The sequence below is a fragment of the Rhodococcus koreensis genome (genome assembly GCF_900105905.1).
Classification (GTDB): domain Bacteria; phylum Actinomycetota; class Actinomycetes; order Mycobacteriales; family Mycobacteriaceae; genus Rhodococcus_F; species Rhodococcus_F koreensis.
Genome location: NZ_FNSV01000005.1, coordinates 1,013,334 through 1,040,135, shown reverse-complemented (window position 1 = coordinate 1,040,135; position 26,802 = coordinate 1,013,334). Strand labels below are relative to the sequence as shown.

At 67.2% G+C, this 26,802-nt stretch carries 24 protein-coding genes and 3 pseudogenes; 20 read left to right on the top strand and 7 right to left on the bottom strand.

The genetic code is table 11. The features are described from left to right. Positions 1-13 precede the first annotated feature (13 nt). The 6 genes and pseudogenes from BLV94_RS09475 to BLV94_RS09455 form a co-directional block, all read left to right on the top strand. A pseudogene (locus tag BLV94_RS09475) lies at positions 14-205 on the top strand (hypothetical protein); the annotation flags it as partial. 73 nt (positions 206-278) lie between these two features. Further along, entirely contained in the window at positions 279-545 is a 267-nt protein-coding gene (locus BLV94_RS49520; RefSeq protein ID WP_167372157.1) for a hypothetical protein, read from the top strand. A 216-nt stretch (positions 546-761) separates the two neighbouring features. Next, a complete protein-coding gene (locus BLV94_RS09470; protein ID WP_072942073.1) occupies positions 762-1,649 on the top strand; it encodes an AurF N-oxygenase family protein in 888 nt (295 codons plus the stop codon). 16 nt (positions 1,650-1,665) lie between these two features. After that, the gene (locus BLV94_RS09465) at positions 1,666-3,066 is read left to right on the top strand and encodes an FAD-dependent oxidoreductase (RefSeq protein WP_072942071.1); all 1,401 of its coding nucleotides are present in this window, start codon (positions 1,666-1,668) and stop codon (positions 3,064-3,066) included. A gap of 15 nt (positions 3,067-3,081) precedes the next feature. Further along, positions 3,082-3,380: pseudogene (locus BLV94_RS09460) on the top strand (DUF4193 domain-containing protein); the annotation flags it as partial. Between the two features lie 308 nt (positions 3,381-3,688). Beyond that, on the top strand, positions 3,689-5,095 hold the full coding sequence (locus BLV94_RS09455) for a selenium-binding protein SBP56-related protein (protein ID WP_072942068.1): 1,407 nt from the start codon (positions 3,689-3,691) through the stop codon (positions 5,093-5,095). A gap of 313 nt (positions 5,096-5,408) precedes the next feature. Here BLV94_RS09455 and BLV94_RS09450 read toward each other — a convergent pair whose 3' ends face one another. Next, the gene (locus BLV94_RS09450; RefSeq protein ID WP_074933718.1) at positions 5,409-5,753 is read right to left on the bottom strand and encodes a WS/DGAT domain-containing protein; all 345 of its coding nucleotides are present in this window, start codon (positions 5,751-5,753) and stop codon (positions 5,409-5,411) included. A 14-nt stretch (positions 5,754-5,767) separates the two neighbouring features. Between BLV94_RS09450 and BLV94_RS50820 the strand changes: the two are divergent. After that, a pseudogene (locus BLV94_RS50820) lies at positions 5,768-5,869 on the top strand (transcriptional repressor LexA); the annotation flags it as partial. 38 nt (positions 5,870-5,907) lie between these two features. On the opposite strand, the gene ku reads toward BLV94_RS50820, so the two are convergent. Both ku and BLV94_RS09440 read right to left on the bottom strand, forming a co-directional pair. Beyond that, positions 5,908-6,795, bottom strand: a complete 888-nt coding sequence (gene ku, locus BLV94_RS09445) for a non-homologous end joining protein Ku (protein WP_443096525.1) — start codon at positions 6,793-6,795, stop codon at positions 5,908-5,910. 40 nt (positions 6,796-6,835) lie between these two features. Next, on the bottom strand, positions 6,836-7,984 hold the full coding sequence (locus BLV94_RS09440; RefSeq protein ID WP_072942065.1) for a lycopene cyclase family protein: 1,149 nt from the start codon (positions 7,982-7,984) through the stop codon (positions 6,836-6,838). A 345-nt stretch (positions 7,985-8,329) separates the two neighbouring features. On the opposite strand from BLV94_RS09440, the gene BLV94_RS09435 reads away from it, so the two are divergent. Together BLV94_RS09435 and BLV94_RS09430 are read left to right on the top strand one after the other, a co-directional pair. Next, positions 8,330-9,961 carry an ABC-F family ATP-binding cassette domain-containing protein gene (locus BLV94_RS09435; protein ID WP_072942064.1) on the top strand — a complete coding sequence of 544 codons (1,632 nt, stop codon included), beginning with the start codon at positions 8,330-8,332 and terminating at the stop codon, positions 9,959-9,961. Positions 9,962-10,034: 73 nt separating this feature from the next. Continuing rightward, positions 10,035-10,250, top strand: a complete 216-nt coding sequence (locus BLV94_RS09430) for a helix-turn-helix domain-containing protein (protein WP_005255033.1) — start codon at positions 10,035-10,037, stop codon at positions 10,248-10,250. Positions 10,251-10,275: 25 nt separating this feature from the next. On the opposite strand, the gene BLV94_RS09425 is transcribed toward BLV94_RS09430, so the two are convergent. Next, positions 10,276-10,842, bottom strand: coding sequence for a TetR/AcrR family transcriptional regulator (locus BLV94_RS09425; RefSeq protein ID WP_072942061.1), 567 nt, complete (start codon positions 10,840-10,842; stop codon positions 10,276-10,278). A gap of 176 nt (positions 10,843-11,018) precedes the next feature. Next, positions 11,019-13,820, bottom strand: coding sequence for an aconitate hydratase AcnA (acnA, locus tag BLV94_RS09420; RefSeq protein ID WP_072942058.1), 2,802 nt, complete (start codon positions 13,818-13,820; stop codon positions 11,019-11,021). A 305-nt stretch (positions 13,821-14,125) separates the two neighbouring features. Between acnA and BLV94_RS09415 the strand changes: the two genes are divergently transcribed. From BLV94_RS09415 to BLV94_RS09380, 8 genes are all read left to right on the top strand, one after another. After that, a complete protein-coding gene (locus tag BLV94_RS09415) occupies positions 14,126-14,725 on the top strand; it encodes an Rv1476 family membrane protein (RefSeq protein WP_072942057.1) in 600 nt (199 codons plus the stop codon). A gap of 381 nt (positions 14,726-15,106) precedes the next feature. Next, on the top strand, positions 15,107-16,603 hold the full coding sequence (locus BLV94_RS09410) for an NlpC/P60 family protein (RefSeq protein WP_174705496.1): 1,497 nt from the start codon (positions 15,107-15,109) through the stop codon (positions 16,601-16,603). A gap of 204 nt (positions 16,604-16,807) precedes the next feature. After that, complete coding sequence (locus tag BLV94_RS09405; protein ID WP_072942055.1) at positions 16,808-17,983, top strand: AAA family ATPase; 1,176 nt, start codon at positions 16,808-16,810, stop codon at positions 17,981-17,983. Further along, on the top strand, positions 17,980-18,954 hold the full coding sequence (locus tag BLV94_RS09400) for a DUF58 domain-containing protein (protein ID WP_072942054.1): 975 nt from the start codon (positions 17,980-17,982) through the stop codon (positions 18,952-18,954). Before BLV94_RS09405 ends, BLV94_RS09400 begins: the two co-directional genes overlap by 4 nt. Next, positions 18,951-19,931: a VWA domain-containing protein gene (locus BLV94_RS09395; protein WP_009480477.1), complete on the top strand. Its 981-nt coding sequence runs from the start codon at positions 18,951-18,953 to the stop codon at positions 19,929-19,931. Before BLV94_RS09400 ends, BLV94_RS09395 begins: the two co-directional genes overlap by 4 nt. A gap of 93 nt (positions 19,932-20,024) precedes the next feature. Then, a complete protein-coding gene (gene fabG1, locus BLV94_RS09390) occupies positions 20,025-20,774 on the top strand; it encodes a 3-oxoacyl-ACP reductase FabG1 (RefSeq protein ID WP_072942052.1) in 750 nt (249 codons plus the stop codon). 46 nt (positions 20,775-20,820) lie between these two features. After that, the gene (inhA, locus tag BLV94_RS09385; protein WP_005241845.1) at positions 20,821-21,618 is read left to right on the top strand and encodes an NADH-dependent enoyl-ACP reductase InhA; all 798 of its coding nucleotides are present in this window, start codon (positions 20,821-20,823) and stop codon (positions 21,616-21,618) included. A gap of 49 nt (positions 21,619-21,667) precedes the next feature. Then, positions 21,668-22,768: a ferrochelatase gene (locus tag BLV94_RS09380; protein ID WP_072942051.1), complete on the top strand. Its 1,101-nt coding sequence runs from the start codon at positions 21,668-21,670 to the stop codon at positions 22,766-22,768. On the opposite strand, the gene BLV94_RS09375 is transcribed toward BLV94_RS09380, so the two are convergent. Beyond that, entirely contained in the window at positions 22,734-23,543 is an 810-nt protein-coding gene (locus tag BLV94_RS09375; protein ID WP_072942049.1) for a hypothetical protein, read from the bottom strand. The genes BLV94_RS09380 and BLV94_RS09375 overlap by 35 nt on opposite strands. Positions 23,544-23,610: 67 nt before the next feature. Here BLV94_RS09375 and BLV94_RS09370 point away from each other — a divergent pair, with 67 nt between their 5' ends. The 3 genes from BLV94_RS09370 to BLV94_RS09360 are packed head-to-tail and all read left to right on the top strand — an operon-like array spanning position 23,611 to position 26,090. After that, on the top strand, positions 23,611-24,450 hold the full coding sequence (locus BLV94_RS09370) for a DUF3097 domain-containing protein (protein WP_072942048.1): 840 nt from the start codon (positions 23,611-23,613) through the stop codon (positions 24,448-24,450). 8 nt (positions 24,451-24,458) lie between these two features. Then, complete coding sequence (locus tag BLV94_RS09365; RefSeq protein ID WP_072942046.1) at positions 24,459-24,890, top strand: NfeD family protein; 432 nt, start codon at positions 24,459-24,461, stop codon at positions 24,888-24,890. Beyond that, a complete protein-coding gene (locus tag BLV94_RS09360) occupies positions 24,891-26,090 on the top strand; it encodes an SPFH domain-containing protein (protein ID WP_072942045.1) in 1,200 nt (399 codons plus the stop codon). It begins immediately after the preceding gene. Positions 26,091-26,097: 7 nt separating this feature from the next. On the opposite strand, the gene BLV94_RS09355 is transcribed toward BLV94_RS09360, so the two are convergent. Continuing rightward, positions 26,098-26,799: a thioesterase II family protein gene (locus tag BLV94_RS09355; protein WP_072942043.1), complete on the bottom strand. Its 702-nt coding sequence runs from the start codon at positions 26,797-26,799 to the stop codon at positions 26,098-26,100. Positions 26,800-26,802 lie beyond the last annotated feature (3 nt).

Below are 26,802 nucleotides of genomic sequence, written 5' to 3'. Positions count from 1 at the left end.
CATCACTGCTGTGATGGCGGCGAAACCGCGGCACGCGCGGGTCGAAGATGTCCACGAACTCGCCCTGAGAATGCCTCACGCCAAGGTCGAATACGGGCCTCGCGGCAACCCCATCTCCCAGGTGGGCGGTAAATCGTTCGTGTTCTTCCGAACCCCGCGCCCCGACGCCGTCGTCGACCCTCTAACCGGAGCGCGATTCACGGACGAGCTGCCGACGCGGATCGTCCATGCCCAGTGCGACCCGGTGCCGACCTCGGTCCCGGTGCACCGCCGGGGCGGTGAGCACGGGCGACTCCGGGTCTGATGCGTCGGTATCGGCCGGTTGGGGTGGCGAACGCGAGCAGCGCGGATCTCTTGCGGACCAGTGCTGCACCGAGGGCGGCGATCGCTCCGAATTCCAGGCGCAGGCTCCATGTGCCGATGACATGATCTGGGAGTCGAGCACGATTGCGATTGCGGCGAGCGCGGTGGTCGGCGTCGACTCGTTCAAGAGCGTCAGCGCCATGGTTTCCCAGAACAACTGCGTGTTACTTGAATTCTCATGAAAAACGCCGAAACATTCGAGATCAATTCAGTGGATGCCGCAACCTGATCGTCGAGTCGGTGGCGGGGTACGCTGCGATGGCTGTTGTAACCGACTCGAATGCCGGGCGGAACACAGTTGAGACAGAGCGCAAGGTGAGTTTTTGCGCCCGAGATAATCACATTAGCTCTAATCGATTCGAGATTCGATTGGAACGGAATATAGGAGTAAAGAAAGGATGACGACATCCGGAAGCGATGCGATATTCGAGACTCTCTTGGAATCGGCCAAGCGCCTCTCATTCGATCCGCGGGACCCCCTAGTTTGCGAACCCGATTCAGGTGGCGTCGAATTTCACGGGATGACACCTGAGTGGTCGCCTCTGTTCGGCACCGCTACGTGGGACTCCATGACCGAGCCGGAGCGCGTCCGCCTCACCAGAAGCGAGGTTGCGCAGTTCCTGGGCGTCGGAATCTGGCTGGAGGTGGGATTGCAGGTGGCATTGCTGCGGGCGAGCCACAGCGCGGACCCCGCCCGCTCGGACGTCAAGTTTCTGTTCAATGAATGCGCCGACGAGAATCTGCACTCGTTGATGTTCGTCAACGTCATCGACAGCATCGGATCGCATTTCTATAGGCGCGACCGCTCACTGGATTTTTTCGGATGGCTGTTTCGGACCATCGCGTGGGACGAGGTGGCGTACGGAATCGTGCTGGCCGGAGAAGAGATCTTCGACGTCATGCAACGCGACTGGATGGCGAGCGAAGACGTTGCCGCGCCCATCCGCAGGGCTTGCTATATCCATGTTATCGAGGAAGCCCGGCACATGGCGTACGCGCGTCAGAAAATCCGGACTCGGTTGATCACGATTTCGCGCGTCCGGCGGTTTATCAGCACCTTGGTCATCGCGATGGGAACGCATCTCATCGCGAAGAGCCTGATCAATCGTCGAATGTACGAGGATCTCGGCCTGGATTGGAAGGTCGTGGGCGCGGAAATCGACGCAAACGAACACCACCGGATAATGTTCCGCAGGGCCGCAGAACCGTTTATCGAATTCCTGAGCAGAGAAGGGCTGCTGAATTTCGGCGCGCGATGGATCTACCGAAAATCGAATCTTCTCTGAGCAAGCAGGAGTCGTTGTGACCCACGTTGTCCTGGGGCATTGCTGTAAGGATGCCTCGTGCGTGCGAGTGTGCCCGCAGAACTGCATTCATCCCGCCCCGGGTGAAGCGGGTTTCGAGTCGGCCGAGACGTTGTTCATCGACCCGCGCTCGTGTATCGATTGCACTGCCTGCGTCGAGGCCTGCCCGGCGTCTGCCATCAAACCCGAGTGGACGTTGACCCTCACCGAACGACGCGACGCGGCCCGCAACGCAGAGTTCTTCGAGCAGGCTCCCGAGTCCCGGCCCCTGTCGCGACGGATCCGCTTCGAGCAACCGCTGGGCAGGCCGAGTGACAGGCTGAGGATCGCCGTCGTTGGATCCGGGCCGGCGGCGATGTACACCGTTCGCGAACTCCTCCGGCGATCGACCTCGGTACGCATCACCGTCTTCGAACAGCACGGCGAGATCGGGGGCCTACTGCGCCGGGGTGTCTCCCGGGACCACATCGGCGTTCGCGACATGATCCGGCTCTTCGACGTGCCCTTCAACGACGATCGCGTCACGATCATCCACAACACAGAAGTCGGTGTGGATGTCTCGGTCGACGATCTCCGGACCAGATTCGACGCCGTAGTGCTCGCGTGTGGCGCTTCACAACCGCGCAGACTCGGACCTACGACTGCGGATCGCGGCGAGGGTGTCTATGAGGCCATCGACATTCTGGTGGCCGAGAACTGTGGGGTGTCCGGCTTTCGCCCGCGCGGGCCGCTGGGACCGAGATCCATCGTGATCGGGGCGGGAAACGTCGCCTTCGATGTCGTCCGATGGATGGCCAAGGCACGCGACCGAGGTGCCGCGGCAGAAGCGGTGACGGAGGTGGTCGTGTTGTCGCGATCGGCCCCGGATCGCGCCTCCTTCACGCCGTCGGCGTTCTACGAACTTCTGGACCTCGAGAATGCCGAGGTGCTGATCGACCGCTCCGGCCGCCGGCCGGTCGCCGCTGCGGACACCCCGTTGCTCCGTGACCTTGCCGCCCTGCCGGCTGCCGATATCTGGGCGGCAGACGGCCCGACCGCCACCGCCGCGGGCCTGCTGCGCGTGGTGTTGTCCTTCGGACAGGAGGTGACCGATCTCGGGAAGACAGCGGCCGGCGGCGTCGCCGTCACCACGACGACCGGTCGGACCTTCCTCGCGGACTCCGCGATATGCGCGACCGGATTCACGACGAAGCAGATCGACGGCATCCCCGTCGACGGGCGGGGGCTGGTGCCCAACCGCCGAGGACGAGTGATCGCTCTCGAGACGGGCGAACCGCTCGACGGACTGTATGTCGTCGGCTGGGCGAAACGAGGCGCCTCCGGCGGCGTCGGCGACAACCGCAGCTGCGCCTCGGGGACCGTGACACAGCTCGCCGCAGACCTGCACTCGCGGGTGTGACGCCCGGGTCGGCCGACCGACTACGACCACCCAGAGTTACCAACACCGACGACGAGCCATCCGAGCGCTCGCTCGACCAGCTCGAGGCCCGAAGGAACGAATCGCAGTCGGCCGTCGTCGACGTCGAGGAGACGGACACCGCGGAGTCCTTCGAGCTGCCCGGGGCCGACTTGTTCGGCGAGGTATTCCCGGTACGGGAGATTCCCGAGGAGGCAGACGAATTCACCTGCACCAGTTGTTTTCTCGTCCATCACCGCAGCCGCCTCGCGGGCACGGCCGGTGGGCAGATGATCTACCTGGACTGCGCCGGCTGAGCACATCCCAGTATGCTGGGATTTCAAAACCGGACCGTGTATGACTGCATATCTATGCGGGATTCCCGCAAGAGCTGGAGTTGCCGGGTCGAGCCGGTTCCGCCCGTCGTCCGCTTCTCCTATCCTTAGTGGGTATCCATGTCCCGATACGCGGTAGACGGGCGGGTGTTTGTGCGCGCAGACGGGTTTGGTGTACACCGAGAGCCCGTGCGTCCTTTCTCATCGCTGCGACCCCGTGGGCGCGGGTTGCGGTACTTGTAGCAGGAGGTATGAGCGGGTCTCGTCGTATCGATACGAAGGAGGCTGAGATGAGTCAGCCAACTATGGACCCGACCTTCTATCGCAGCGCAGCCGAGGCGGCCGCCGCCGCACCGGAGCAACTGGCCTACGTGGTCGCGTTCGATCGCGCAGCGGAGAAGCCCGATGCGCTGAGCGTGATCGACGTGGATCCCGGCTCGGGCACATACGGCCGGGTGGTGGGCTGGACCGAGGTACCCCATCGGGGCAACGAGTTGCACCACTTCGGCTGGAACGCCTGTAGCAGCGCGCTGAAACACGAGGGTCACCACATGGAGGGGTTGGCTCGCCGGTACCTGATCGTGCCGGGTCTGCGCTCGTCCAACCTGTATGTGTTCGATACTCAGCCCGATCCACGTCAGCCCACGCTGGCCAAGATCGTGGACAGCGCCGAGCTCGCAGCCAAGGCCGGTTACTCCCGACCACACACGTTGCACTGCGGGCCGGACGGCGTGTTCATGACCTGCCTCGGCGGTGCCGACGAATCGGACGGACCGGGCGGGATCGCACTGCTCGATCACTCCACATTCGTCGTGCTCCGGCAATGGGAGAGCGACCGGGGGCCTCAATATCTCGCGTACGACGCCTGGTGGCATCTCAACCAGAACACACTGATCAGCAGCGAGTGGGGCACGCCGTCGATGATCGAGGACGGGCTGGTACCGGAGCTGTTGCTGGAGAACAAGTACGGCCACGCGATCCATTTCTGGGACCTCGGCACCGGCAAGCACCAGCAACGAGTGGACCTCGGCGCGCAGCACCAGATGCCGCTCGAGCTGCGCCCGTCGCACGACCCGGAGGCCACGTGGGGATTCCTCGGCGTGGTGATCTCGACCGAGGATCTGTCGGCCTCGGTGTGGCGTTGGCACCGCGACAGGGACAGCTGGGCGGTGGACAAGGTGATCACTATCCCGGCCGAGCCGGCCGATCCCGACCTGTTGCCGCCTGCGCTGAAACCGTTCGGTGCGGTGCCACCGCTGGTGACCGATATCGACCTGTCGGTCGACGACAAATTCCTCTACGTCTCGTGCTGGGGTATCGGGGAACTCAAACAGTTCGACGTGCACGACCCAGCCAGCCCCATAGAGACCGGGTCCGTCCGGCTCGGAGGGATCGTGGGCCACAGCGCTCATCCGGCGGCACCGAACCGGTCGCTGTCCGGTGGCCCACAGATGGTCGAGATCAGCCGTGATGGTCGGCGGGTCTACGTCACCAACTCCCTTTACGGCGCCTGGGACGACCAGTTCTACCCGGACGGGGTTGGTGCCTGGATGGCCGAGATGCACGCCGATCCTCGCGGCGGAATGACCATCGACGAGGCCTTCTTCCCTCATGACGAGGACTTCCGGGGTCTGCGGGTGCACCAGGTTCGCCTCCAGGGCGGCGATGCCTCGTCCGATTCATACTGTTACCGGTAGCAGTCGGCGTCGGCGCGCCGTACGTGATCACGCCCATCGCCGACACCTGATGAGGGGCAGCCGGATTCCCCGGCTGGCAACGGTTCCCAGTAACACATATGGTGACGTGTCGTGGTGGAGGATCCGCTCTACAGGGCGGCCTCCACGCGAGATCGTGTCCGGGTAGAGCTGTGACTTTCTACATGTTCGGGTCGGTATGGTGGCGCCGATGACGAGAGCGGTTACCTCGATACCGGGGGACGGCCGGGGCGCAGGTTTTCGACGTTGCGGGTGCACGCGGTCAGTTCGGAGAGGGCCTGGTGCAGCTGCTCGGTCACGTCCCACACATCGGGGACGAGGTTTCGGCAGGCGATGATGCCGACGTCGAGGTGCCGGCCGTAGACATGGCGGCGACGGTGATGCCGCCGGCCACGTCGCTGACGGCGGAGACGGGAAAGTTCCCGGTCACCTCGATGCCCACGGTATCGAGCGGCTGAGCAGGGCCGGCGGCGTGGGAGATGATCAGGTTCACCGGTGGCGTGGGCATGGTCAGCGCCCGCAACGGTGTGCGCGAGATCAGACCGCGCAGCGCCCGCGGCAGCGCGGCGCCGAAGTCGCGGGCGAGGGTGGCGGGTGCGGTGCGGAAACATCGGGGTGCCGCCGTGAGCGAGGTGTGCACCTTTCGGAGGCGGTGGCCATGTCTCCCTCGAGCCCCGTAATCCGGCCTACACCGCGATTGACGGCGACGACGCAGTCGTCCTGGGCAAGGTGGTATCGGTGATCCGCCGGATCTGAGGAGTTCCGGGTCCGTCCGGCCGCGCCCTGTCGTCGATTCAGGCGCGTTTGCGTTCCGAGGTGGACGACCTCGCTGTGGCCTTCTTCGCCGCGGTCTTGGCCGGGGCCTTCTTCGCCGGCGTCTTCTTGGCGGGTGCGGCCTTCTTCCCCGCGGCATCGACGCTGCGCTGCAGTGCGGCGACGAGATCCACCACTTCGGCGTCCTCGCCGCTCTTCTCGACCTCGGCGACGGGAATGACCTTCTTGCCGCCCGATTCGATCATCTCGTCGAGCAGTTCACGCAACTGCACCTGGTAGTCGTCGGTGAATTCGGTGGGGTCGAAGTCGTCGGCCATGCTGTCGACGAGGGTCTCGGCCATCGCGAGTTCCTTCGCCTTCGGCTTGTCCACGTCGTCGAGTGAGGAGAACTCGGCCGCGCGTACCTCGTCCGGCCACAGCAGAGTCTGGATCACCAGCACTCCGTCTCGCGAGCGCATCGCGGCCAGTCGGGTGCGCTGGCGGAGCGTGAAGTGGACGAGAGCGGTGCGGTCGCTGTTCTCGAGGGCCGTGGCGAGTAGGACATAGGCCTTCGGAGAGCTGGAATCCGGTTCGAGGAAGTAACTCTTCTCGAACAGAATGGGGTCGATCTGTTCGGTCGGCACGAACTGCAGAACGGGAATCTCGTGTTTCTCGGCGGCGGGTAACTTGCCGAAATCGTCGTCGGTCAACACCACTCGGACGCCGTCATCGGAGTCGTAGGCCTTGTCGATATCGGCGTATTGGACGACGTTGCCGCATTCGGAGCACACGCGGTTGTATTTGATCCGGCCGCCGTCCTTGGCATGGACCTGGTGAAATCTGATGTCGTGATCTTCGGTTGCCGAATAGACCTTGACCGGCACGTTCACGAGTCCGAACGCTATCGAGCCCTTCCATATCGACCGCATGCGTTCCATGATGGTCTCCTTTTCGCGTTCGCGCGACAGTTCATCGAACTTCCCGGCGAAGCGTGGAACGGAGAATCACACCACGGATATCGCCGGAGGATGCGAGAAACATCCGGCCCATTGCCGACAGTGTTCCACGCGGATTCGACCGTTCGGACAGATATGCGGCCTGCAGTTGCGGCGGCAGATCGAAGAAATGCCCGAAGAATTCGGGGACGTGCTCGGGCCCCAGATCCAAAAGGACGCGCAAACCGATCGATCGCAGTGACGCGACGGCGCGAGCCTTCCACGGCCACAGTCGCGCGTTCGAGCCGTCACGAAGGTCCCGGGCCAGGGCATCTGCGTACAGAAGTGACGCGGCGACGCTGTAGCCGGTGCCGGGGTGCATCAGCCCGGCGCGGGCTCCGAAGCGCACCTGGTCCGAGCTGTGGGAACGACCGGCCTCGGGTGGTGGCTCCACGGCGAACCTCACGCGCTCGACGTCCGAATGGGACGGCACGGTGATGCCGCGCGCCCGGAGCCGGTCGTGGAGTCTGGTGGCGAGTTCGGAGATCGGGAGTGGGGGCCGGCCGACGAGGCAGGTCTCCTCGAGCAGGAACCGGTCCCGGGTGAGCGGGACCCCGTAGAGGAAGGACGGCGCGTCCATGGATGACGTGCCGTTGTCGCGGCGCCAATCCATGAACACCGCGGCCTCGCCGCCCAGTGCGTGCGCGGCCGTGCCGGGGTCCACTACGACGCCGTACGCCGTCTGCTGGGCGAGGTCGGGGCTGTCGCCCGTACCCCGGGCATCGACGACGGCGTGAGCGTTCAGCGTCGAACCGTCGTCCAGTCGGACAGAGGTGGGGGAGATGTCCATCGCTCTACCTGCGATAACAGTTCCGCAATTGTCACCGAGTATTGATTGCAGCATAAGTGTATTCAAAACACAGTAGGTGCGATCGATGGTGTGGCGGCGCATTGTCCACGCTGCCGGGCGGTCGGTTCTCGTCGCGACGGCATCCCGCGGGAGCCAGTCGGGGAGTTCGTCTTCCCAGGCGGCGTACGTCGCGGTCCACGACCTGCGGGGGAGGGGATCGACCGACACGACTGCCGAACCGAGGGCGGTGGCCCGGTGGGCGAGGGCGCGGCCGGCGGGGCCGAGGCCGACGATCGCGACGTCCCAGATCGGCGGACGGGAAGTAGCTGTCACGCCGCCAGCCTGTCACGGCTGCCGAGTTTTCCGCCGCCATGCGACCCGATTCCATAGTCGGACCGTGACGGAACGCCGTATTTTCTCGAATTTTAGATTGGGCAACTCACCATCGAACCAACAGAACTCACCACCGTGCGCTGGTCGGACAGCATTTTTCACTTTCCATCCAGCAACGAAGACCGGGCCGGAGGTCGCCGGGGGATCGGATACGGCGGCGAACGTTAGCGGGATCACTGACGGGCGTGTTCCGAGTGGGCGGCGGTCGGGTAAAATTGCTGGTTCGTGTGTTCTTTGCGCAGTTTCTCTCATTCAGCGCCTGTGTCATTTTCCTAGGAGTTCTTGTTGATCACCGCTACCGACCTGGAAGTTCGAGCTGGAGTGCGGACGTTGCTGTCTGCTCCCGGGCCGGCTTTGCGGGTGCAGCCCGGCGACCGCATCGGGCTGGTCGGCCGTAACGGTGCCGGCAAGACGACCACCCTCCGCATCCTCGCGGGGGAGGGGGAGCCGTACGCGGGAGCCGTCGTACGCACCGGCGACCTCGGGTACCTCCCGCAGGACCCGAAGGAAGGCGACCTCGACGTCCTCGCGAAGGACCGGGTGTTGTCCGCGCGCGGTCTCGACTCGCTGCTGCGGGACATGGAGAAGCAGCAGATCCTGATGTCGGAGGTCGTGGACGACGCCGAACGCGACAAGGCGGTCCGCAAGTACGGCAACCTCGAAGACCGGTTCTCCGCCCTCGGCGGGTACGAAGCCGAGAGCGAGGCGGCACGCATCTGCAACAGCCTCGGACTGGCCGACCGCATCCTCGGTCAGCAACTGCACACCCTGTCCGGTGGTCAGCGCCGCCGAGTCGAACTGGCGCGCATCCTGTTCGCCGCGTCGGACGGTAGCGGCGGACGGTCGGACACGACGCTGCTGCTCGACGAGCCGACCAACCACCTCGACGCCGACTCGATCACCTGGCTGCGGGGATTCCTGCAGAACCACGAGGGTGGTCTGATTGTGATCAGCCACGACGTCGATCTGCTCAACGACGTCGTGAACCGGGTGTGGTTCCTCGACGCCGTGCGCGGCGAGGCCGACGTGTACAACATGAGCTGGAAGAAGTACCTCGACGCCCGCGCGACCGACGAGCAGCGTCGCCGTCGTGAGCGCGCCAATGCGGAGAAGAAGGCCGGCGCGCTGCGCGCTCAGGCCGCGAAGCTCGGCGCGAAGGCCACCAAGGCGGTGGCGGCGCAGAACATGGCGAAGCGCGCCGACAAGCTGATGTCGGACCTCGACGCGGAACGTGTGTCCGACAAGGTGGCCCGGATACGGTTCCCCGAGCCGGCCGCGTGCGGCAAGACTCCGCTGATGGCGGAGAACCTGACCAAGGTTTACGGTTCGCTCGAGATCTTCACCGGAGTGGACCTGGCGATCGACCGTGGGTCACGCGTCGTGGTGCTCGGTCTCAACGGTGCCGGTAAGACGACGCTGCTGCGCATTCTCGGCGGCGTCGAGACGCCGGACGCGGGCGGGCTCGTCCCCGGTCACGGGCTGAAGATCGGCTACTTCGCGCAGGAGCACGACACCCTCGACGACAACGCGTCGGTGTGGGAGAACATTCGCCACGCGGCGCCGGACACGGGGGAGCAGGAGCTGCGTTCGCTGCTCGGTGCGTTCATGTTCACCGGCCCGCAGCTCGAGCAGCCCGCTGGCACACTGTCCGGTGGTGAGAAGACGCGCCTCGCACTGGCTGGTCTCGTGTCGTCCGCGGCGAACGTGCTGCTGCTCGACGAGCCGACGAACAACCTCGACCCCGTCTCCCGCGAGCAGGTGCTGGATGCGCTCCGCAGCTACACCGGGGCCGTCGTGCTGGTGACGCACGACCCGGGTGCGGCCGAGGCATTGGACCCGGAGCGGGTCATTCTCCTGCCCGACGGCACGGAGGACCACTGGTCGCAGGACTACCTGGAGCTGATCCAGCTCGCCTGAGCGCTGCGCGTAGATATCGCCGTCGCGGGGCTCTACCGTGGAAACCACCGTCGCTCGCCGACTGGAGGAGTTCATGGCTGACATCGGGGTCTTCGCCAAGAGCGCTCGGATCACGGGACCGTCGCGCGCCGATCTGCAGGCGGAGCTGAAGGAGCGCTACCAGGCCGGGGCGAGTATTCGTTCCCTTGCCCGGGAGATGGGGAGATCGTACGGATTCGTCCGCAACATCCTCGCGGAGTCCGAGGTGGAGCTCCGCGGACGAGGCGGAGCTCACCGTCGTAAGACCTGACCGGTGTCGGTGGGGGAGTGCGGTGTCAGTCGCGGCGTCGGACGGATTCCTCGACGAGGTCGAGGACGGCCGACAGGTTGTCACCGGCGTGCCCGGAGGCGATGCGCGCGACGAGGCCGTCGAGCACCAGGTCCAGGTAGCCGATCAGGACGTCGGTCGGGACGTCGTCGCGGAGGCGGCCCGCGGACTTCTGCCGCGCGAGGCGCGCCATGGTCGCCTCGGTCAGTTCCGCCGACCTCTGTGACCAGCTTCTGCGGAAGTCGGGATCGTTCCGCAGCCGCCGGGCGATTTCGAGTCGCGTTCCCAGCCAGTCGAACTGGTCGGGCTGGGCGAGCATGTCCCGCATCACCTGGACGAGACCCTCGTGGGCGACCACGTCGGCCATCCTGGTCGCGTCCTCGTGCGCGAGCGCCAGGAACAACCCGTCCTTGTCCTTGAAGTGATGGAAGATCGCCCCCCGTGACAGTCCGGTCACTTCCTCGAGCCGGCGGACGGTGGCGCCGTCGTAACCGTATTCGGCAAAGCATCGGCGGGCGCCGTCCAGGATCTGACTGCGCCGGGCCGCGAGATGGTCTTCACTGACCTTGGGCAAAGTGCCTCCTTCGTCGGCCTGTGCACTGTTTTCGGCCCTTCGCGAGAAAAGGTGACCTCAAGCACTGAGCGCGCACGACCAGTCATTCGGGACGGTGAGATCCGCTCGAAGTGGTCGTGCGCGCTCAGTGCCAGTTCAGGCCGGAAACGCGCACAGGCGCGGAGCGCCTAGAGCGCCTAGCCCTTGATCATGTTGCGGAGCACGTACTGCAGGATGCCGCCGTTGCGGTAGTAATCCGCTTCACCAGGGGTATCGATGCGTACGACTGCGTCGAACACGACCTTCTCGCCGTTCTCGCGCGTTGCCGTGACCTTCATGGTCTTCGGGGTGACGCCCTCGTTGAGCTTCTCGACGCCTTCGATGTCGAAGGTCTCGGTGCCGTCGAGCTTCAGCGACGCAGCCGACTCGCCGGCCGGGAACTGCAGCGGAACGACGCCCATACCGATGAGGTTGGAGCGGTGGATGCGCTCGAACGACTCGGTGATGACGGCCTTGACGCCGAGGAGGCTGGTGCCCTTGGCGGCCCAGTCACGCGACGATCCGGAGCCGTACTCCTTGCCGCCCAGGACGACCAGCGGGATGCCGGCTGCCTGGTAGTTCTGCGACGCGTCGTAGATGAAGGCCTGCGGGCCGCCGTCCTGGGTGAAGTCGCGGGTGTAGCCACCGGAGACGTCGTCGAGGAGCTGGTTGCGCAGACGGATGTTCGCGAACGTTCCGCGGATCATCACCTCGTGGTTGCCGCGACGCGAGCCGAGCGAGTTGTAGTCCTTGCGCTCGACGCCATGGGAATCAAGGTACTGCGCGGCGGGGGTGCCGGCCTTGATCGGACCTGCCGGGCTGATGTGGTCGGTGGTGACCGAGTCGCCGAGCAGGGCGAGGACGCGAGCGCCCTTGATGTCCTTGACCGGAGCCGGATCCTTCGGCATGCCGTCGAAGTACGGAGCCTTGCGGACGTAGGTCGAGTTCTCGTCCCACTCAAAGGTGTCACCCTCAGGGGTCGAGAGGTTCTGCCAGCGGCTGTCGCCCGCGAAGATCGTTGCGTAGGACTTGCGGAACATGTCCTGGCTGATCGCCGTCTTGATGGTTTCTTCGATCTCCTGCGTGGACGGCCAGATGTCCTTCAGGAAAACGGGGTTGCCATCGCTGTCGTCGCCGAGCGAGTCGGTTTCGAAGTCGAAGTCCATGGTTCCCGCAAGGCCGTAGGCGATGACGAGCGGCGGGGAGGCCAGGTAGTTCATCTTGACGTCGGGGGAGATGCGTCCCTCGAAGTTGCGGTTGCCCGAGAGCACCGCGGTGACCGACAGGTCGTTGTCGTTGATGGCCTTGGAGACTGCCTCGGGCAGCGGGCCGGTGTTGCCGATGCACGTGGTGCATCCGTAGCCGCCGAGGTAGTAGCCGAGCTTCTCGAGGTACGGCCAGAGGCCGGCCTTCTCGTAGTAGTCGGTGACAACCTGTGAACCGGGTGCCATGTTGGTCTTGACCCACGGCTTGGTGGCGAGGCCCTTCTCGACGGCATTACGCGCAAGCAGCGCAGCGCCGAGCATGACCGACGGGTTGGACGTGTTGGTGCAGGAAGTGATGCCGGCAACGACGACGGCGCCGTGATCGAGAACGAACTCGCCTGCGTCGGACTTGACGACAACCGGCTTGCTCGGGCGGCCTTCTGCGCCGTTGGCGGCGGAGACAACGTCGACTGCTCCGTCATCGGCAAACGACAGAACTGCGGGGTCGGACGCCGGGAAGGATTCCTCGACGGCCTCGTCGAGCTGAGTGTGCTCGGTCGGATAGTTCTCTTCCACGTAGTTGTGGATGTCCTTGCGGAACGCGGTCTTCGACTCCGACAACAGGATTCGGTCCTGCGGGCGCTTCGGGCCGGCGATCGAGGGAACAACGGTTCCCAGATCGAGCTCGATGTACTCGGAGAAGACGGGCTCCTTGTCGGGATCGTGCCACAGGCCCTGTTCCTTGGCGTAGGCCTCGACGAGGGCGAGCTGCTCGTCGCTGCGGCCGGTCAGGCGCAGGTAGTCGATCGTCTCGCTGTCGATCGGGAAGATCGCTGCGGTGGAACCGAATTCGGGGCTCATGTTGCCCAGGGTTGCGCGGTTCGCGAGCGGAACCTCGGCAACACCCTTGCCGTAGAACTCGACGAACTTACCGACCACGCCGTGCTTGCGGAGCATCTCGGTGGCGGTGAGCACGACGTCGGTCGCGGTGACGCCGGGCTTGATCTCACCGGAGAGTTTGAAGCCGACAACGCGGGGGATGAGCATGGAGACGGGCTGGCCGAGCATGGCTGCCTCGGCCTCGATGCCGCCGACGCCCCAGCCCAGCACGCCCAGGCCGTTGACCATGGTGGTGTGCGAGTCGGTGCCGACACAGGTGTCGGGGTATGCCTGGCCATTACGTGCCATGACGGTCGGTGCCAGGTATTCGATGTTGACCTGGTGAACGATGCCCATTCCCGGGGGGACGACCTTGAAGTCGTCGAATGCGCCCTGACCCCAGCGGAGGAACTGGTAACGCTCGCCGTTGCGCTCGTATTCGAGGTCGACGTTGCGCTCGAGTGCATCGGCCTGGCCGAAGATGTCGAGAATGACCGAGTGGTCGATGACCATGTCGGCGGGGGAGAGCGGGTTGACCTTGTTGGGGTCGCCGCCGAGGGCGGTGACAGCCTCACGCATGGTGGCGAGGTCGACGACGCAGGGAACGCCGGTGAAGTCCTGCATGATCACGCGAGCCGGCGTGAACTGGATTTCGATGCTCGGCTGAGCCGAGGGATCCCAGCCTGCGATTGCGCGGATGTGATCCGCGGTGATGTTGGCTCCGTCTTCGGTGCGGAGAAGGTTCTCGGCGAGAACCTTCAAGGAGTAAGGCAATTTCTCGGTGCCGGGGACGGCCGCGAGTCGGAAGATCTCGTAGGAGTTCTCACCGACCTCGAGGGTGCCTTTGGCGCCGAACGAATCAATACTGGTGCTCACGTCAGCTCCACTCGTCTATGAGGGTCGCCGCCGACGGGGCTGTGTCGACGGCTGCAGGCACTGCGGGCACGGCTGATCCGTGTGCGCTGTCGTGCTAGCGATGACGGAATCGGCCCCTACCGCGGTACCTCCGATAGTCTAACAGTACGCTTGTCCTGTGAGAATTCGGGGCGGATTCGAGCGTGTACCCCCGGCGATTCTCCTCGACCGCGATGCGGGACGCGCGCGGACGGAACGGAACTTCGGGGACTCCTCACGTAGTGTTCACGCGAGGCTTACGTTCCTACAGCAAACCCGGATGAGAGATGCCTGCCCCTATCGCCACCGCACTTCCTGCCAGTGTCATGCTCCCCGTCCATTCGGCCCTGCCGTTGTCGACGGACCTTCCGGAAGACATCGACGTCTCCGACGTGGTCGCGGACGTCTCCGACGACGGCGTGTCGGCGCCGGCCGACGACGCGAGTGAACTCGCCGCCGTGGTCGACCGCGCAGCCGACCACGGGATCAAGCTGAGCATCGTGGCGCTGGACGAGGATCCCGGCCGCGATTCGCAGCTGCGCGACCTCGCGACGGAGGTCGGGGCGGAGGAGGGTGGCACCGTTCTGGTGCTGAGTCCGAGCTGGGTCGGCACGTACAGCGATTCGATCAGCCGGGTCGTGCTCGAATCGGGTCAGGATCGCACGTACACCGGCGATGCGGTGGTCTCCGCCAATCGCTTCGTCGACGAAGTGATCGAACCGGGACCCCCGTGGGCGCTGTTCACCGCCCTCATCGTCGCGATCGTCGTGATCGCGTCGGCCGCCACGTTCTTCGCGAAATCGCGCCGGGCGACCGCATCTCGTGACGCGGAAAAGGGCGACAGCGCCGCGGGGGCCGGCACGTCGTACGAGCGGCAGAAGCCCTGACGCCTCCCGAATTCCAGGGATAACTCGGCGGCAATTTCACATTTCACCCCGGCGTGGCCGCTGCCTGCGTCGATGCGCGTAAATAGCGCCGGGGATTCACAGTTCGACATTTCCGCTGGTCAAATTACTCTTGTGTTATTTGTGACTAAAGTTTCCATAGAGTCCGGAAGTGTCGTACGGTGCATTTGGCGCTCTTGGGGAAGAAGTGTCGCAGGCTGGTGATTGACGTCCAGAGTGACGGCGATCCGGTGTATGTCGGTGTCGCCGAAGCGCGGAAAGGTGTGGCTGCCGCAATTTTCTCCCCACGACGAGCACGGCGCGGTGTGCGTGATCGGTGCAGAACCGAGGGAGAGAGTTGTGAAGCGACAAGCACGAGCTGGAGTGGGGCACCGTAGCTTCTCCCGCGGGCACACTCGCACGGCGCGCCTCCTGATCGGATTGTGCATCGTCGGAGCCCTGGTCGGCAGCACGCCCGGCCTGGCCGCAGCGGTGCCACCCCCGCCGCCGAATCCGTCCGACAACGACATCGTGCAGGCCCAGACCCAGGTGTCGGCGGGCCTCGGGCAGGTCAGCGAACTGATCAACCAGGTCGCGTCCGCGGATCAGCAGCTCGCTCAGCTCGACAACGAGGTCGCCATCAAGCGCGAGGACGTGAACCGGGCTCTGGTCGATCTGCAGAACGCCCGCAGCGCCGCCGATCTGGCGGCCAGCGTGGTCGGGGCCTCGCAGCAGGCGCTGCGCGACGCCGGGGCGCAGATCGAACTCGCGCAGAAGGACTTCGACAAGTACGCCCGGTCGAGCTACACCCAGGGCACCAACGTCTCCTCGATCTCGACGTACCTGGGCGCCCAGGGGCCGGGCGACGTCCTGGATCGCGCGCAGGTTCTGAAACTCCTGGCTACCAGCCAGAATGCGGTGCTCGAGGGTCTGCAGCGGGCACGGACCGCGCAGGCCAACAAGGATTCCGCGGCACGCGAGGCGAAGCAGCAGGCCGACGTGGCCGCCGACCAGGCCGCGTCGAAGAAGTCGCTGGCGGAGCAGGCGATCGCGATCGCCCGGTCGGCGCTGCAGGATCAGGCGGCCGAGAAGGCGCAGATCGAGAGCAACCGCGCCGCGGCGCAGGCCCAGCTCGACGCCGCCCGCGGGAACGTCGTGGGGCTGCAGGGGCAGCGTGAGGCGTACGCGACGTGGGAGGAGCAGAAACGCGCCGAGGACGCGCAGAAGGCCGCCATCGCCGCCGCGGCCCGGGAGGCCGCGACGCAGGCGGCGGCGCGGGTCGCCGCCAACGAGGCGGCTCGGCAGCGCGCCGCGGAACTCGCCGCGGGGCAGCGCGCGCACACCACGATCGAGGAGGACTCGGAGGACGAGGATTCCGACTCCTCCGGCAGCGGGACGACCACGCCCAAGTCCACCCCCAAGTCGAAACCGTCGACCAGCGGTGAGGACCTGACCGGCAGCGAGGCCATCGAGACCGTCATCGACCGGGGACTGTCCCAGATCGGTGTGGAGTACGCGTGGGGCGGCGGCGACGAGAACGGCCCCACCCTCGGCATCCGCGACGGCGGTGTCGCCGACAGTTACGGCGACTTCAACAAGGTCGGGTTCGACTGCTCCGGTCTGATGATCTACGCGTTCGCCGGGATCGGCATCTCCCTGCCGCACTACACCGGGTATCAGTACACCGCGGGCGAGCAGGTTCCCTCGGAGGAGATGCAGCGCGGCGACATGATCTTCTGGGGCCCGAACGCCAGCCAGCACGTCGCCCTGTACCTCGGAGACGACCAGATGCTCGAGGCGCCCGAGTCGGGAGACGTCGTCAAGATCTCCCCGGTGCGATGGGACGGCATGACCCCTTACGCTGTCCGTATGGTGTCGTGATCCATGATGTCGATGAAGTAGTTCGCAGTGCCGATCGTGCTTGGTTGCGGCGGGGGTTGCTTGCACCTGGAATAGTTGAGCAAGTACGTGAACGGGCGGAACGATCTAGGTGAAAGCGGTGGATTCTTGGTGACCTCACGTGATGATGCGGTATCGGAGGGTGCAGCCCGGAAGGAGTCGCCCGCGAAGGCCGCTCCCGAAGGTGTGAAGAACGGGGGTGCGGCCAACGGATCGGGTCCCCAGAACATCACCGCGCCGAATGCACCCTCACAGAATGCGGGCACGCCGAGCGCGACGACGAAGACGCTCGCGCCCAGTCTCGCCGCCGACGTGCAGACGCTGGAACGCGCGATCTACGAGGTCAAGCGCGTGATCGTCGGGCAGGACCGGCTGGTGGAGCGGATCCTGGTCGGTCTGCTCGCGAAAGGGCACGTGCTGCTCGAGGGTGTGCCGGGTGTCGCGAAGACCCTGGCCGTCGAGACGTTCGCGAAGGTGGTCGGCGGATCCTTCTCGCGGGTCCAGTTCACCCCCGACCTGGTGCCCACCGACCTGATCGGTACGCGCATCTACCGGCAGGGGCGCGAGGAGTTCGACACCGAACTCGGCCCCGTCGTCGCGAACTTCGTGCTCGCCGACGAGATCAACCGCGCGCCGGCGAAGGTGCAGTCGGCGCTGCTCGAGGTGATGGCCGAGCGGCACGTCTCGATCGGCGGCAAGCGGTACCACATGCCCGACCCGTTCCTGGTGATGGCGACGCAGAACCCGATCGAGAACGAGGGTGTGTACCCGCTGCCGGAGGCGCAGCGCGACCGCTTCCTGTTCAAGATCCTCGTCGACTACCCGACGGTGGAGGAGGAGCGCGAGATCGTCTACCGGATGGGTGTCGATGCGCCGGAACCCCACCAGGTGCTCGATCCCGAGGAACTCGTCCGCCTGCAGAAGGTCGCCAGCGGCGTCTTCGTGCACCACGCGCTCGTCGACTACGTGGTCCGGGTCATCGCGGCCACGCGCACGCCGGCCGAGTTCGGTCTCCCCGAGGTCGACGGCTGGATCGCCTATGGCGCGTCGCCGCGCGCGACGCTGGGCATCATTTCCTCGGCCCGGGCGCTGGCGTTGCTGCGCGGGCGTGACTACGTGGTGCCGCAGGACGTGCTCGAGGTGATCCCGGACGTGCTGCGGCACCGTCTCGTGCTGTCCTATGACGCTCTCGCCGACGAGGTCAGCCCGGACGACGTCATCTCCCGCGTCCTGCAGACGGTGGGTCTGCCGCAGATCGCCGCACAGCCGACGTCGGTCCCGGCCGCTCCCGCCGGTCACCACGGACCGCCTGTCCCGTCCACGTCGGTGCCCGGACCGACGGCGATGAGCCAGCCACGGTGAGTGCGCGTACCGCCGGTGCGCAGAGCTCCGGCCCGCCGCCGTCGTTTCGCTCCGGCGAACTCCGTGATCCCAAGCTGTCCGCTGCGCTGCGGACGCTGGAACTGACCGTCCGCCGCCGCCTCGACGGGGTGCTGCACGGCGACCATCTGGGCCTGATCCCGGGACCGGGCTCCGAACCGGGTGATGCCCGCGAGTACCAGCCGGGCGACGACGTGCGTCAGATGGACTGGTCGGTGACCGCCCGGACGACGCACCCGCACGTCCGGCAGTCGGTGGCCGACCGGGAGCTCGAGACGTGGCTCGTCGTCGACCTGTCGTCGAGCCTCGACTTCGGTACCGCCGGCTGCGAGAAGCGGGACCTCGTGGTGGCTGCTGCTGCCGCCGTCACGCATCTGACCAGCGGCGGCGGGAACCGGATCGGGGCGATCGTCTCGACCGGCGCCCAGACCACCCGGATCCCGGCCCGTGGCGGCCGCATCCACGCGCAGGCGATGCTGCGTCAGATCGCGACCACCCCGCACGCCCCGGACGGGGTGCGGGGCGACCTGCAGAGTGCGGTGGAGTCGTTGCGCCGGCCCCAGCGTCGCCGCGGTCTGGCCGTCGTCATCAGTGACTTCCTGGGACCGATCGACTGGGAGCGGTCGTTGCGGGCGATCTCGGGACGCCACGACGTGCTCGGTGTCGAGGTGCTCGACCCGCGAGATCTGGAATTACCCGACATAGGGGATGTAGTGCTGCACGATCCGGAGTCCGGACGGACCCGCGAGTTCACGACCACACCGCAACTGCGCGCCGACTTCGCGCGGGCCGCGGACGAGCACCGCCTGCAGGTGGAGCAGTCGTTGCGGCGCTGCGGCGCCCCGCTGCTCAGTCTGCGGACCGACCGGGACTGGATCTCGGATGTCGTGCGGTTCGTGTCCGCCCGGAAGCACAGTTACGGGACCGCGACGAACCAGAGGTCCCGCCGGTGAGCCTGTCCCAGTTCACCTCACCGTGGTGGCTGCTCTTCCTCCTGGTCGTCGTGGCTTTGGTCGCGGGATACGTGTGGGTGCAGCGTCAGCGGCAGAAGCACACCCTCCGGTTCACCAACTTCGCGCTCCTCGAGAAGGTCGCGCCGTCGCGGCCGGGGCGGGCCCGGCACATTCCGGCGCTGCTGATGGTGCTGGCGCTGGTGTTCTTCAGCGTGGCGCTGGCCGGTCCGACGGAGGACAAGCGGGTTCCGCGGAACCGGGCCACCGTGATCCTCGTCATCGATGTGTCGTTGTCGATGAAGGCGACCGACGTGGAGCCGACCCGGTTGGCCGCGGCGCAGGACGCCGCGAAGTCGTTCGCCGACGGGCTCACCCCCGGCATCAACCTCGGTCTCGTCGCGTTCGCCGGTACGGCCTCGGTGCTGGTGTCGCCGACCACCAACCGGGAGGCGTCGAAAGTCGCGATCGACAATCTGCAGTTGAGCGAGCGGACGGCCACCGGTGAGGCGATTTTCACGTCGCTGCAGTCGATCGACACGCTGGCCGCGGTGCTCGGCGGCAGCGATCAGGCGCCGCCCGCCCGCATCGTGCTGCTCTCGGACGGCAAGCAGACGGTCCCCGAGAATCCGGACGATCCGCGCGGCGGGTTCACCGCGGCCCGGCAGGCGAAGGACAAGGACGTTCCCATCTCGACGATCTCGTTCGGCACCAGCTACGGCAAGGTCGAGATCGAGGACGAACGCATCCCGGTGCCCGTCGACGACCCGTCGCTGCGGGAGATCGCGAATCTCTCCGGCGGCAGCTTCTTCACGGCGTCGAGCCTGGAGGAACTGCGCGACGTCTACGACACCCTCGAGGAGCAGATCGGGTTCGAGACCACCCGCGGCGACGCCAGCCGCCCGTGGCTCGTGCTGGGTGTCCTCTCCGCCACGGCGGGGCTGATCCTCGCGCTGGTCCTGCGTCAACGGCTGCCGTGATCGGCGTTCCGCCGGCGTTCTCGGCATCAGCGCCCTGCTGACCGCGGCCCCGCGCTTCCACTCCTGCACATCTGAACAGATAGGTTGATCCGCATGTCTACCCCAGAAACTACTGACGCGTCGGTGAGGACGGTGTCCACTCCCCGGTCGGTGCTCGTCACCGGCGGCAACCGCGGGATCGGCCTCGCTGTCGCGCAGCGCCTCGCGGCGGACGGGCACAAGGTCGCGGTCACGCACCGCGGTTCGGGTGCGCCCGAGGGTCTGTTCGGCGTCCAGTGCGACGTCACGGACACCGAGTCGATCGACCGTGCCTTCAAGGAAGTGGAGGCGCACCAGGGTCCGGTCGAGGTCCTCGTCGCGAACGCCGGCATCACCGACGACACGCTGATCATGCGGATGACCGAGGAACAGTTCACCTCCGTCGTCGACGCCAACCTGACCGGCGCGTTCCGCGTCGCGAAGCGCGCCACCCGGTCGATGCTGCGGTCACGGTTCGGCCGGTTCGTGTTCCTCGGGTCGGTCGTCGGGCTCGCCGGCGGTCCCGGCCAGGTCAACTACGCGGCGTCGAAGGCCGGTGTGGTCGGCATCGCGCGGTCGCTGACCCGCGAACTCGGGTCCCGGTCGATCACCGCGAACGTGGTGGCCCCGGGATTCATCGACACCGACATGACCGCGGTCCTCGACGACAAGTACAAGGACATGATCACCGGCGCCGTCCCGCTGCAGCGGCAGGGCAAGCCCGAGGAGGTCGCCGCGGTGGTGAGCTTCCTGGCCTCCGACGATTCCGCGTACGTCTCCGGCGCGGTGATCCCCGTCGACGGCGGCCTCGGCATGGGCCACTAGAACTCCCACACCACTTCCCGGACTTTTCTTCACAGGAGGACACCTCATGGGCGGATTGCTCGAAGGTAAGACCATTCTCGTCACCGGCATCATCACGGACGCGTCCATCGCGTTCCACGTCGCCAAGGTCGCCCAGGAACAGGGCGCCAAGGTGATCATCACCGGATTCGACCGTCTCCGGCTGATCGACCGCATCGCGCAGCGGCTGCCGCAGCCGGTGCCGCCGGCGCTCGAACTCGACGTGCAGAACCCCGAGCACCTCGCGAGCCTCGCCGACCGGATCCGGGAGATCGCGCCGGAGGGTGTCGACGGCGTCGTGCACTCCATCGCGTTCGCGCCGCGGTCCTGCCTGGGCAGCCCGTTCTTCGACGCACCGTGGTCCGACGTCGGGGTGGCGTTCGAGGTGTCGGCGTACTCGTACGCGTCCCTGTCGAAGGCGCTGCTGCCGGTGCTGAACGACAACGCGTCGATCGTCGGCATGGACTTCGACCCGGCGCGGGCGGTGCCGTTCTACAACTGGATGGGCGTCGCCAAGGCCACCCTCGAGTCGGTGAACCGGTATGTCGCCAAGGAGGTCGGCGAACGCGGTATCCGCTCCAACCTCGTCGCGGCGGGCCCGATCAAGACCCTCGCCGCCAAGGCCATCGCCGGCACCGCCACCGACGACGCCAAGCAGATGAACGAGCTGAACACGGCGTGGGACGAGCGCGCGCCCATCGGCTGGAACGTCGACGACCCGGAGCCGGTCGCGAAGACCGTGTGCACCGTGCTGTCCGACTGGCTGCCCGGCACCACCGCGTCGATCATCTACGTCGACGGTGGCGCCCACGCGATGGCCGGCTAGGGCACTACCCGGGGAGTGCGCCCCGAACGGCAGCACGGAAGATGGGGTGATGATCGCTGTGAATTCGACGGACGGTTCCGGTTCCCGGTTCGACGCCCTTCTTCTGTTGTCGTTCGGGGGTCCGGAGAAGCCCGAGGACGTGCGCCCGTTCCTGGAGAACGTCACCCGGGGCCGGGGGGTGCCGCCCGAACGTCTGGACGCGGTCGCCGAGCACTACCTGCATTTCGGGGGTGTGTCGCCGATCAACGCCCTCAACCGCGACATCATCTCCCGCGTCGAATCCGAATTGGCAAGCGCCGGAATCGATCTGCCCGTCCATTTCGGTAACCGGAACTGGCATCCGATGGTCGAGGACACGGTCGCCCGGATGGGTGCGGACGGTGTCCGCTCGGCCCTGGTGTTCCCGACGTCGGCGTGGGGCGGGTACTCGGGGTGCCGGCAATACCACGAGGACGTCTCCCGGGCGCGGGCCGCGGCCGGCGACGGGGCGCCGCACCTGCTGAAGCTGCGGCAGTACTACGACCACCCGCTGCTGATCGGGGCGTTCGCCGACGCCGTCCGCGCGGCCGCCGCGCAGCTCCCCGCCGAGCACCGGGCAGGCGCGCGACTCGTGTTCACCGCCCACTCCGTGCCGGTCTCCGCGGACGTCAACGCCGGACCGCCCGCGGAGGGCGGCCGCCTCTACAGCCGGCAGGTGGCCGAGGCCGCGAGGCTCACCGCCCGCGCCGCCGGCTTCGACGACTTCGATCTGGTGTGGCAGTCCCGGTCCGGGCCACCCCAGGTGCCGTGGCTCGAACCGGACATCTGCGACCACCTCGACACCCTCGCCGGCGACGGCGTGCGCGCGGTGATCGCGTGCCCGGTCGGATTCGTCTCCGACCACCTCGAGGTGGTGTGGGACCTGGACACCGAGGCGCGGGACAAGGCCGCCGAACTCGGCATCGACTTCGTGCGCGCGGCCACACCCGGGACGGACCGGCGGTTCGCGGAACTCGTGGTCGCACTCGTCACCGAGCAGCTGACCGGCGCGTCCGCCGCGCGGCTCGGATCCGAGCCGCTGCTCGGGTCCACCCTGGACGGCGAATCCTGCGCGGTCGACTGCTGCAAGGCCGTCGTCAGGCCGTCAGGCCGTCCCGCGCACACGCATTGACGGCGGCGGTGCGCGCCGAGCGCACCGCCGAACGCAGCGGCCGCAGCAGGTCCTCGAGGGTGGCCGCGCCCGACGCGGACACGGTGCGGGCGGGGGCCATCTGCTCGGCGACGGTGAGGATCGCGGCCACCTGATCGGCCGAGTCCAGGATCCGCAGCGCCCGCGGCGCGATCGTCGTCGGGTACCGGTGCAGCGCGGACTTCGCCAGCGCATCGGCGATCAGGGCGCGCGGATCGGCGCCGAAACCGGAGTCGAGCATGTGCAGGGCCTCGAGCGCGGCCGCGGCGTCGCGCACCGCCTCCCGCATCGTGAACTCGGCCTCACCCAGACCGGTGTGGTGGGCGTCGAGGGGGAGCCGCTCGATCGTCGACACCGTCCACCGCAGCACGTCGGGACCCTCGACGTGCGGGACGAGCCCCGTCCCGGACCGGCCGGGCGGCCCGACGAGGACACCTTCGCCGGTGCCGATCGCGGCGGACGCGAACTCGGTGCCCGCGGGCAACCCGCGCACGTCCCCCGGCCCGGGCAGGACCAGCCGGATCTCGGTCTCGGGTTGCGACACGGAACGGCGCATCGTCTGCAGCAACGCCGTCACCCCGGCGTCCTGCGGGTCGGGCCACGGCAGTCCGGTGCGCCGGGCCGTGTCCTGATCCTCCGCGCAGGCGAGATGCATCGGCGCCCACGCGTGGAGGGCGTCGATGACGTCGTCGGGTGCACTGTTCCCGGCGAGCCAGGAACTGGCCCACACGGTGAGAGTGGCGCTGGGTGAAGTCACGATAAACGAGCATATGTCGGCGTGGCGGCGTGTGTGTAACGGCGCCGCTGGCATAGCGTCAGCGCCCGTGAGCGGAGGCGACAGATACGGCGACATCTTTTCCGGACACCCACGCGCGAGGAAGCCGGTGACGCCGACGGTCCCGGCCGAACGGGACCTCGTGGTCGAGGACGCGGGCACCGGGTTCTGCGGGGCGGTGGTGGGGTTCGAACGCACCTACGACGGCGATTTCGTCCGGCTCGAGGACGGGGCGCGGCGCACCCGGTTGTTCGCGATGCGGGAGGCGGCGTTCCTGATCGACGGGAAACCGGTCACCCTGGTGCGCCCCGCGGCCAAGCCCGCCGGTCCGCCGGCCACCCGGTCGGCATCGGGGTCGACGAAGGTCGAGGGGCTGCGGGCCCGGACCGCGCTGGCCAGCCGGATCTGGGTGGAGGGCGTCCACGACGCCGCCCTGGTGGAACGTGTGTGGGGGCACGACCTGCGCGTCGAGGGGGTCGTCGTCGAGCACCTGGAGGGCCTCGACAACCTCGGGGAGCGGCTCGCGGAGTTCCGCCCCGGACCGGGACGGCGCGTCGGCGTGCTCGTCGACCACCTCGTCACCGGGTCCAAGGAAACCCAGCTCACGCAGGGGCTCGGTCCGAACGTGCTCGTCACCGGGCACCCGTTCATCGACGTGTGGGAGGCGGTCCGGCCGTCGGCGGTGGGTATCGCGGCCTGGCCGAAGATTCCGCGCGGTGAGGACTGGAAGACCGGGGTGTGCCGCGAGTTGGGCTGGGGGACACCGCGCGACGGGTGGCGCCGGGTGTACTCGGCCGTCGACACGTTCCGCGACCTGGAGGCGCCGCTGATCGGGGCGGTCGAACAGCTGGTCGACTTCGTCACCGTCGGTTCCGGAGATTCTGGTTAGATGGTGTTGTGGCTGCATTGATTTGGCTGGTAGCGGGGGTGCTGCTCGCCGCCGCCGAAGCGTTGACGGGGGACTTCTTCCTCCTCATGCTGGCGGGCGGTGCGCTGGCCACGGCCGGGGTCACCGCGATCACCGACTTCCCGGTCTGGGTCGACGCGGTGATCTTCGGAATACTGTCCCTCGCGCTGATCCTCGGGGTGCGCCCGGTGTTGTTGCGCAAGTTCGAGACACCGCCGCCGACCCCGACGGGGATCGAGGCGCTCACCGGCAAGCAGGCCCTGGTGCTCGAGGAAGTCGCCGAGCACGCCGGGCAGATCAAACTCGGCGGGGACGTGTGGACGGCCCGCCCGCTCGACAGCACGGAAGTGTATCCACCGGGAACGACCGTGACGGTAATGCAAATTGACGGCGCGACAGCCGTCGTATGGAGGGGACCGTAGATGGCAGCACTCATCGTGTTGATCGTGCTCGTGTTGTTCGTTGCGCTGGTGGTGGCCAAATCGGTGGCGCTGGTGCCGCAGGCCGAGGCCGCGGTGATCGAGCGACTCGGCCGGTACTCGCGGACCGTGTCGGGTCAGCTGACGTTCCTGATCCCGTTCGCGGACCGCATCCGGGCCAAGGTGGATCTGCGCGAACGGGTGGTGTCGTTCCCGCCGCAGCCGGTGATCACCCAGGACAACCTGACGTTGAACATCGATACCGTGGTGTACTTCCAGGTCACCAACCCGCAGGCCGCGGTGTACGAGATCAGCAACTACATCGTCGGTGTCGAGCAGTTGACCACCACCACGCTGCGCAACGTCGTCGGCGGCATGACGCTGGAGGAGACGCTCACCTCGCGTGACTCCATCAACGGGCAGCTGCGCGGGGTGCTGGACGAGGCCACCGGCCGCTGGGGTCTGCGCGTCGCCCGGGTCGAACTCAAGAGCATCGATCCGCCGCCGTCGATCCAGGAGTCGATGGAGAAGCAGATGAAGGCGGACCGCGAGAAGCGGGCCACCATCCTCACCGCCGAGGGGCACCGGGAGTCGGCGATCAAGACGGCGGAGGGCGACAAGCAGTCCCGCATCCTCGCCGCGGAGGGCGCGAAGCAGGCGTCGATCCTCACCGCGGAGGGTGAGCGGCAGTCCCGGATCCTGCGAGCGCAGGGCGATCGGGCCGCCAAGTACCTGCAGGCGCAGGGTCAGGCGAAGGCGATCGAAAAGGTGTTCGCCGCAATCAAGTCCGGCAAACCCACCCCCGAACTCCTCGCGTACCAGTACCTGCAGACATTGCCGCAGATGGCGCAGGGCGACGCGAACAAGGTGTGGCTGGTGCCCAGCGACTTCGGTGACGCCCTCAAGGGTTTCGCGAAGACCCTCGGCGCGCAGGGGCAGGACGGGGTGTTCCGGTACGAGCCGTCCACCACGGACGAGGATCTGCCCAAGCCCGAGGACGATTCGGAAGAGGTCGCCGACTGGTTCGAGACCAAGTCCGACCCGGCCATCGCGCAAGCCGTCCGGGCCGCGGAGGTCGAGGCGCGGCAGCCCGTCGACGGTCCGGGACCGCTCACGAAGCCCGGCGGCGCCGACGAGCACGCGCCGCTGTACCCGGGGGGAGCGCCCGGGCAGTTGCCGCCGCCCGTCCCCCCGCACGGCTGACCCCCGCCTACCCGGCCGCGGCGTAGCGGCGCAGCAGCGGCCGGAGTACCCGGAAGAGCTGTTCGGGTGCGTGGTCGAGGTAGAAGTGATCGCCCGCCAGCATGCGCACCCCGGACAGCCGTGTGGTGTGCCGATCCCAGGCGTGCAGTTCCCGCTCGCCGACCAGCGGGTCGGCGTCCCCGCCGAACACGTGCGCCGGGCAGCTGAGCGGCGGGTCTGCGGGGTCGCGGAAGGCGGTGCACAGGCGCAGATCGTCGCGCAGCGCGGGAAGGTAGCGGTCCAGGAAGTCCGGCAGGTCCGGGAGGCCGGCGGGAACATCCCCGGCGGCGCGCAGCACCGCGATCAGGGCCGCGTCGTCCAGGCCGTCGACCGGCGGTAGCGGTGCGGGCAGGTGCGGCGCCGCGTACCCGGACAGCAGCAGCGCCCGCGGGAGTGGGTGACCGCTCGCGCGCCGACGGCACGCGAGCCGGTACGCCACCAGCGCACCCATGCTGTGGCCGAAGAACACGTGCGGCGCCGTGAGCTGTTCGGCGAGTTCGGAGTCGAGTGCGGCGACGAGGGAATCGACGTCGGTGAACCCGGCCCCGCCCGCGCACCGGGGCAGGTGCACGGGCCGCACCGACACGTGCGGGCCCAGGGCGCGGTGCCAGTGGCGGTACGTCGTGGGCCCGCCGCCGGCGTGCGGGAAGCAGAACAGCCGGAGGGGCACGGC

Excerpts from the sequence above, each read along its gene's own strand:
- BLV94_RS09430 (WP_005255033.1), top strand. The coding sequence starts at position 10,035 with ATGGCTGACATCGGGGTCTTCGCCAAGAGCGCTCGGATCACGGGACCG.
- BLV94_RS09380 (WP_072942051.1), top strand. The coding sequence starts at position 21,668 with ATGATCGCTGTGAATTCGACGGACGGTTCCGGTTCCCGGTTCGACGCC.
- BLV94_RS09415 (WP_072942057.1), top strand. The coding sequence starts at position 14,126 with ATGCCTGCCCCTATCGCCACCGCACTTCCTGCCAGTGTCATGCTCCCC.
- inhA (WP_005241845.1), top strand. The coding sequence starts at position 20,821 with ATGGGCGGATTGCTCGAAGGTAAGACCATTCTCGTCACCGGCATCATC.
- BLV94_RS09455 (WP_072942068.1), top strand. The coding sequence starts at position 3,689 with ATGAGTCAGCCAACTATGGACCCGACCTTCTATCGCAGCGCAGCCGAG.
- BLV94_RS09360 (WP_072942045.1), top strand. The coding sequence starts at position 24,891 with ATGGCAGCACTCATCGTGTTGATCGTGCTCGTGTTGTTCGTTGCGCTG.
- fabG1 (WP_072942052.1), top strand. The coding sequence starts at position 20,025 with ATGTCTACCCCAGAAACTACTGACGCGTCGGTGAGGACGGTGTCCACT.
- BLV94_RS09470 (WP_072942073.1), top strand. The coding sequence starts at position 762 with ATGACGACATCCGGAAGCGATGCGATATTCGAGACTCTCTTGGAATCG.
- ku (WP_443096525.1), bottom strand. The coding sequence starts at position 6,795 with ATGCGGTCGATATGGAAGGGCTCGATAGCGTTCGGACTCGTGAACGTG.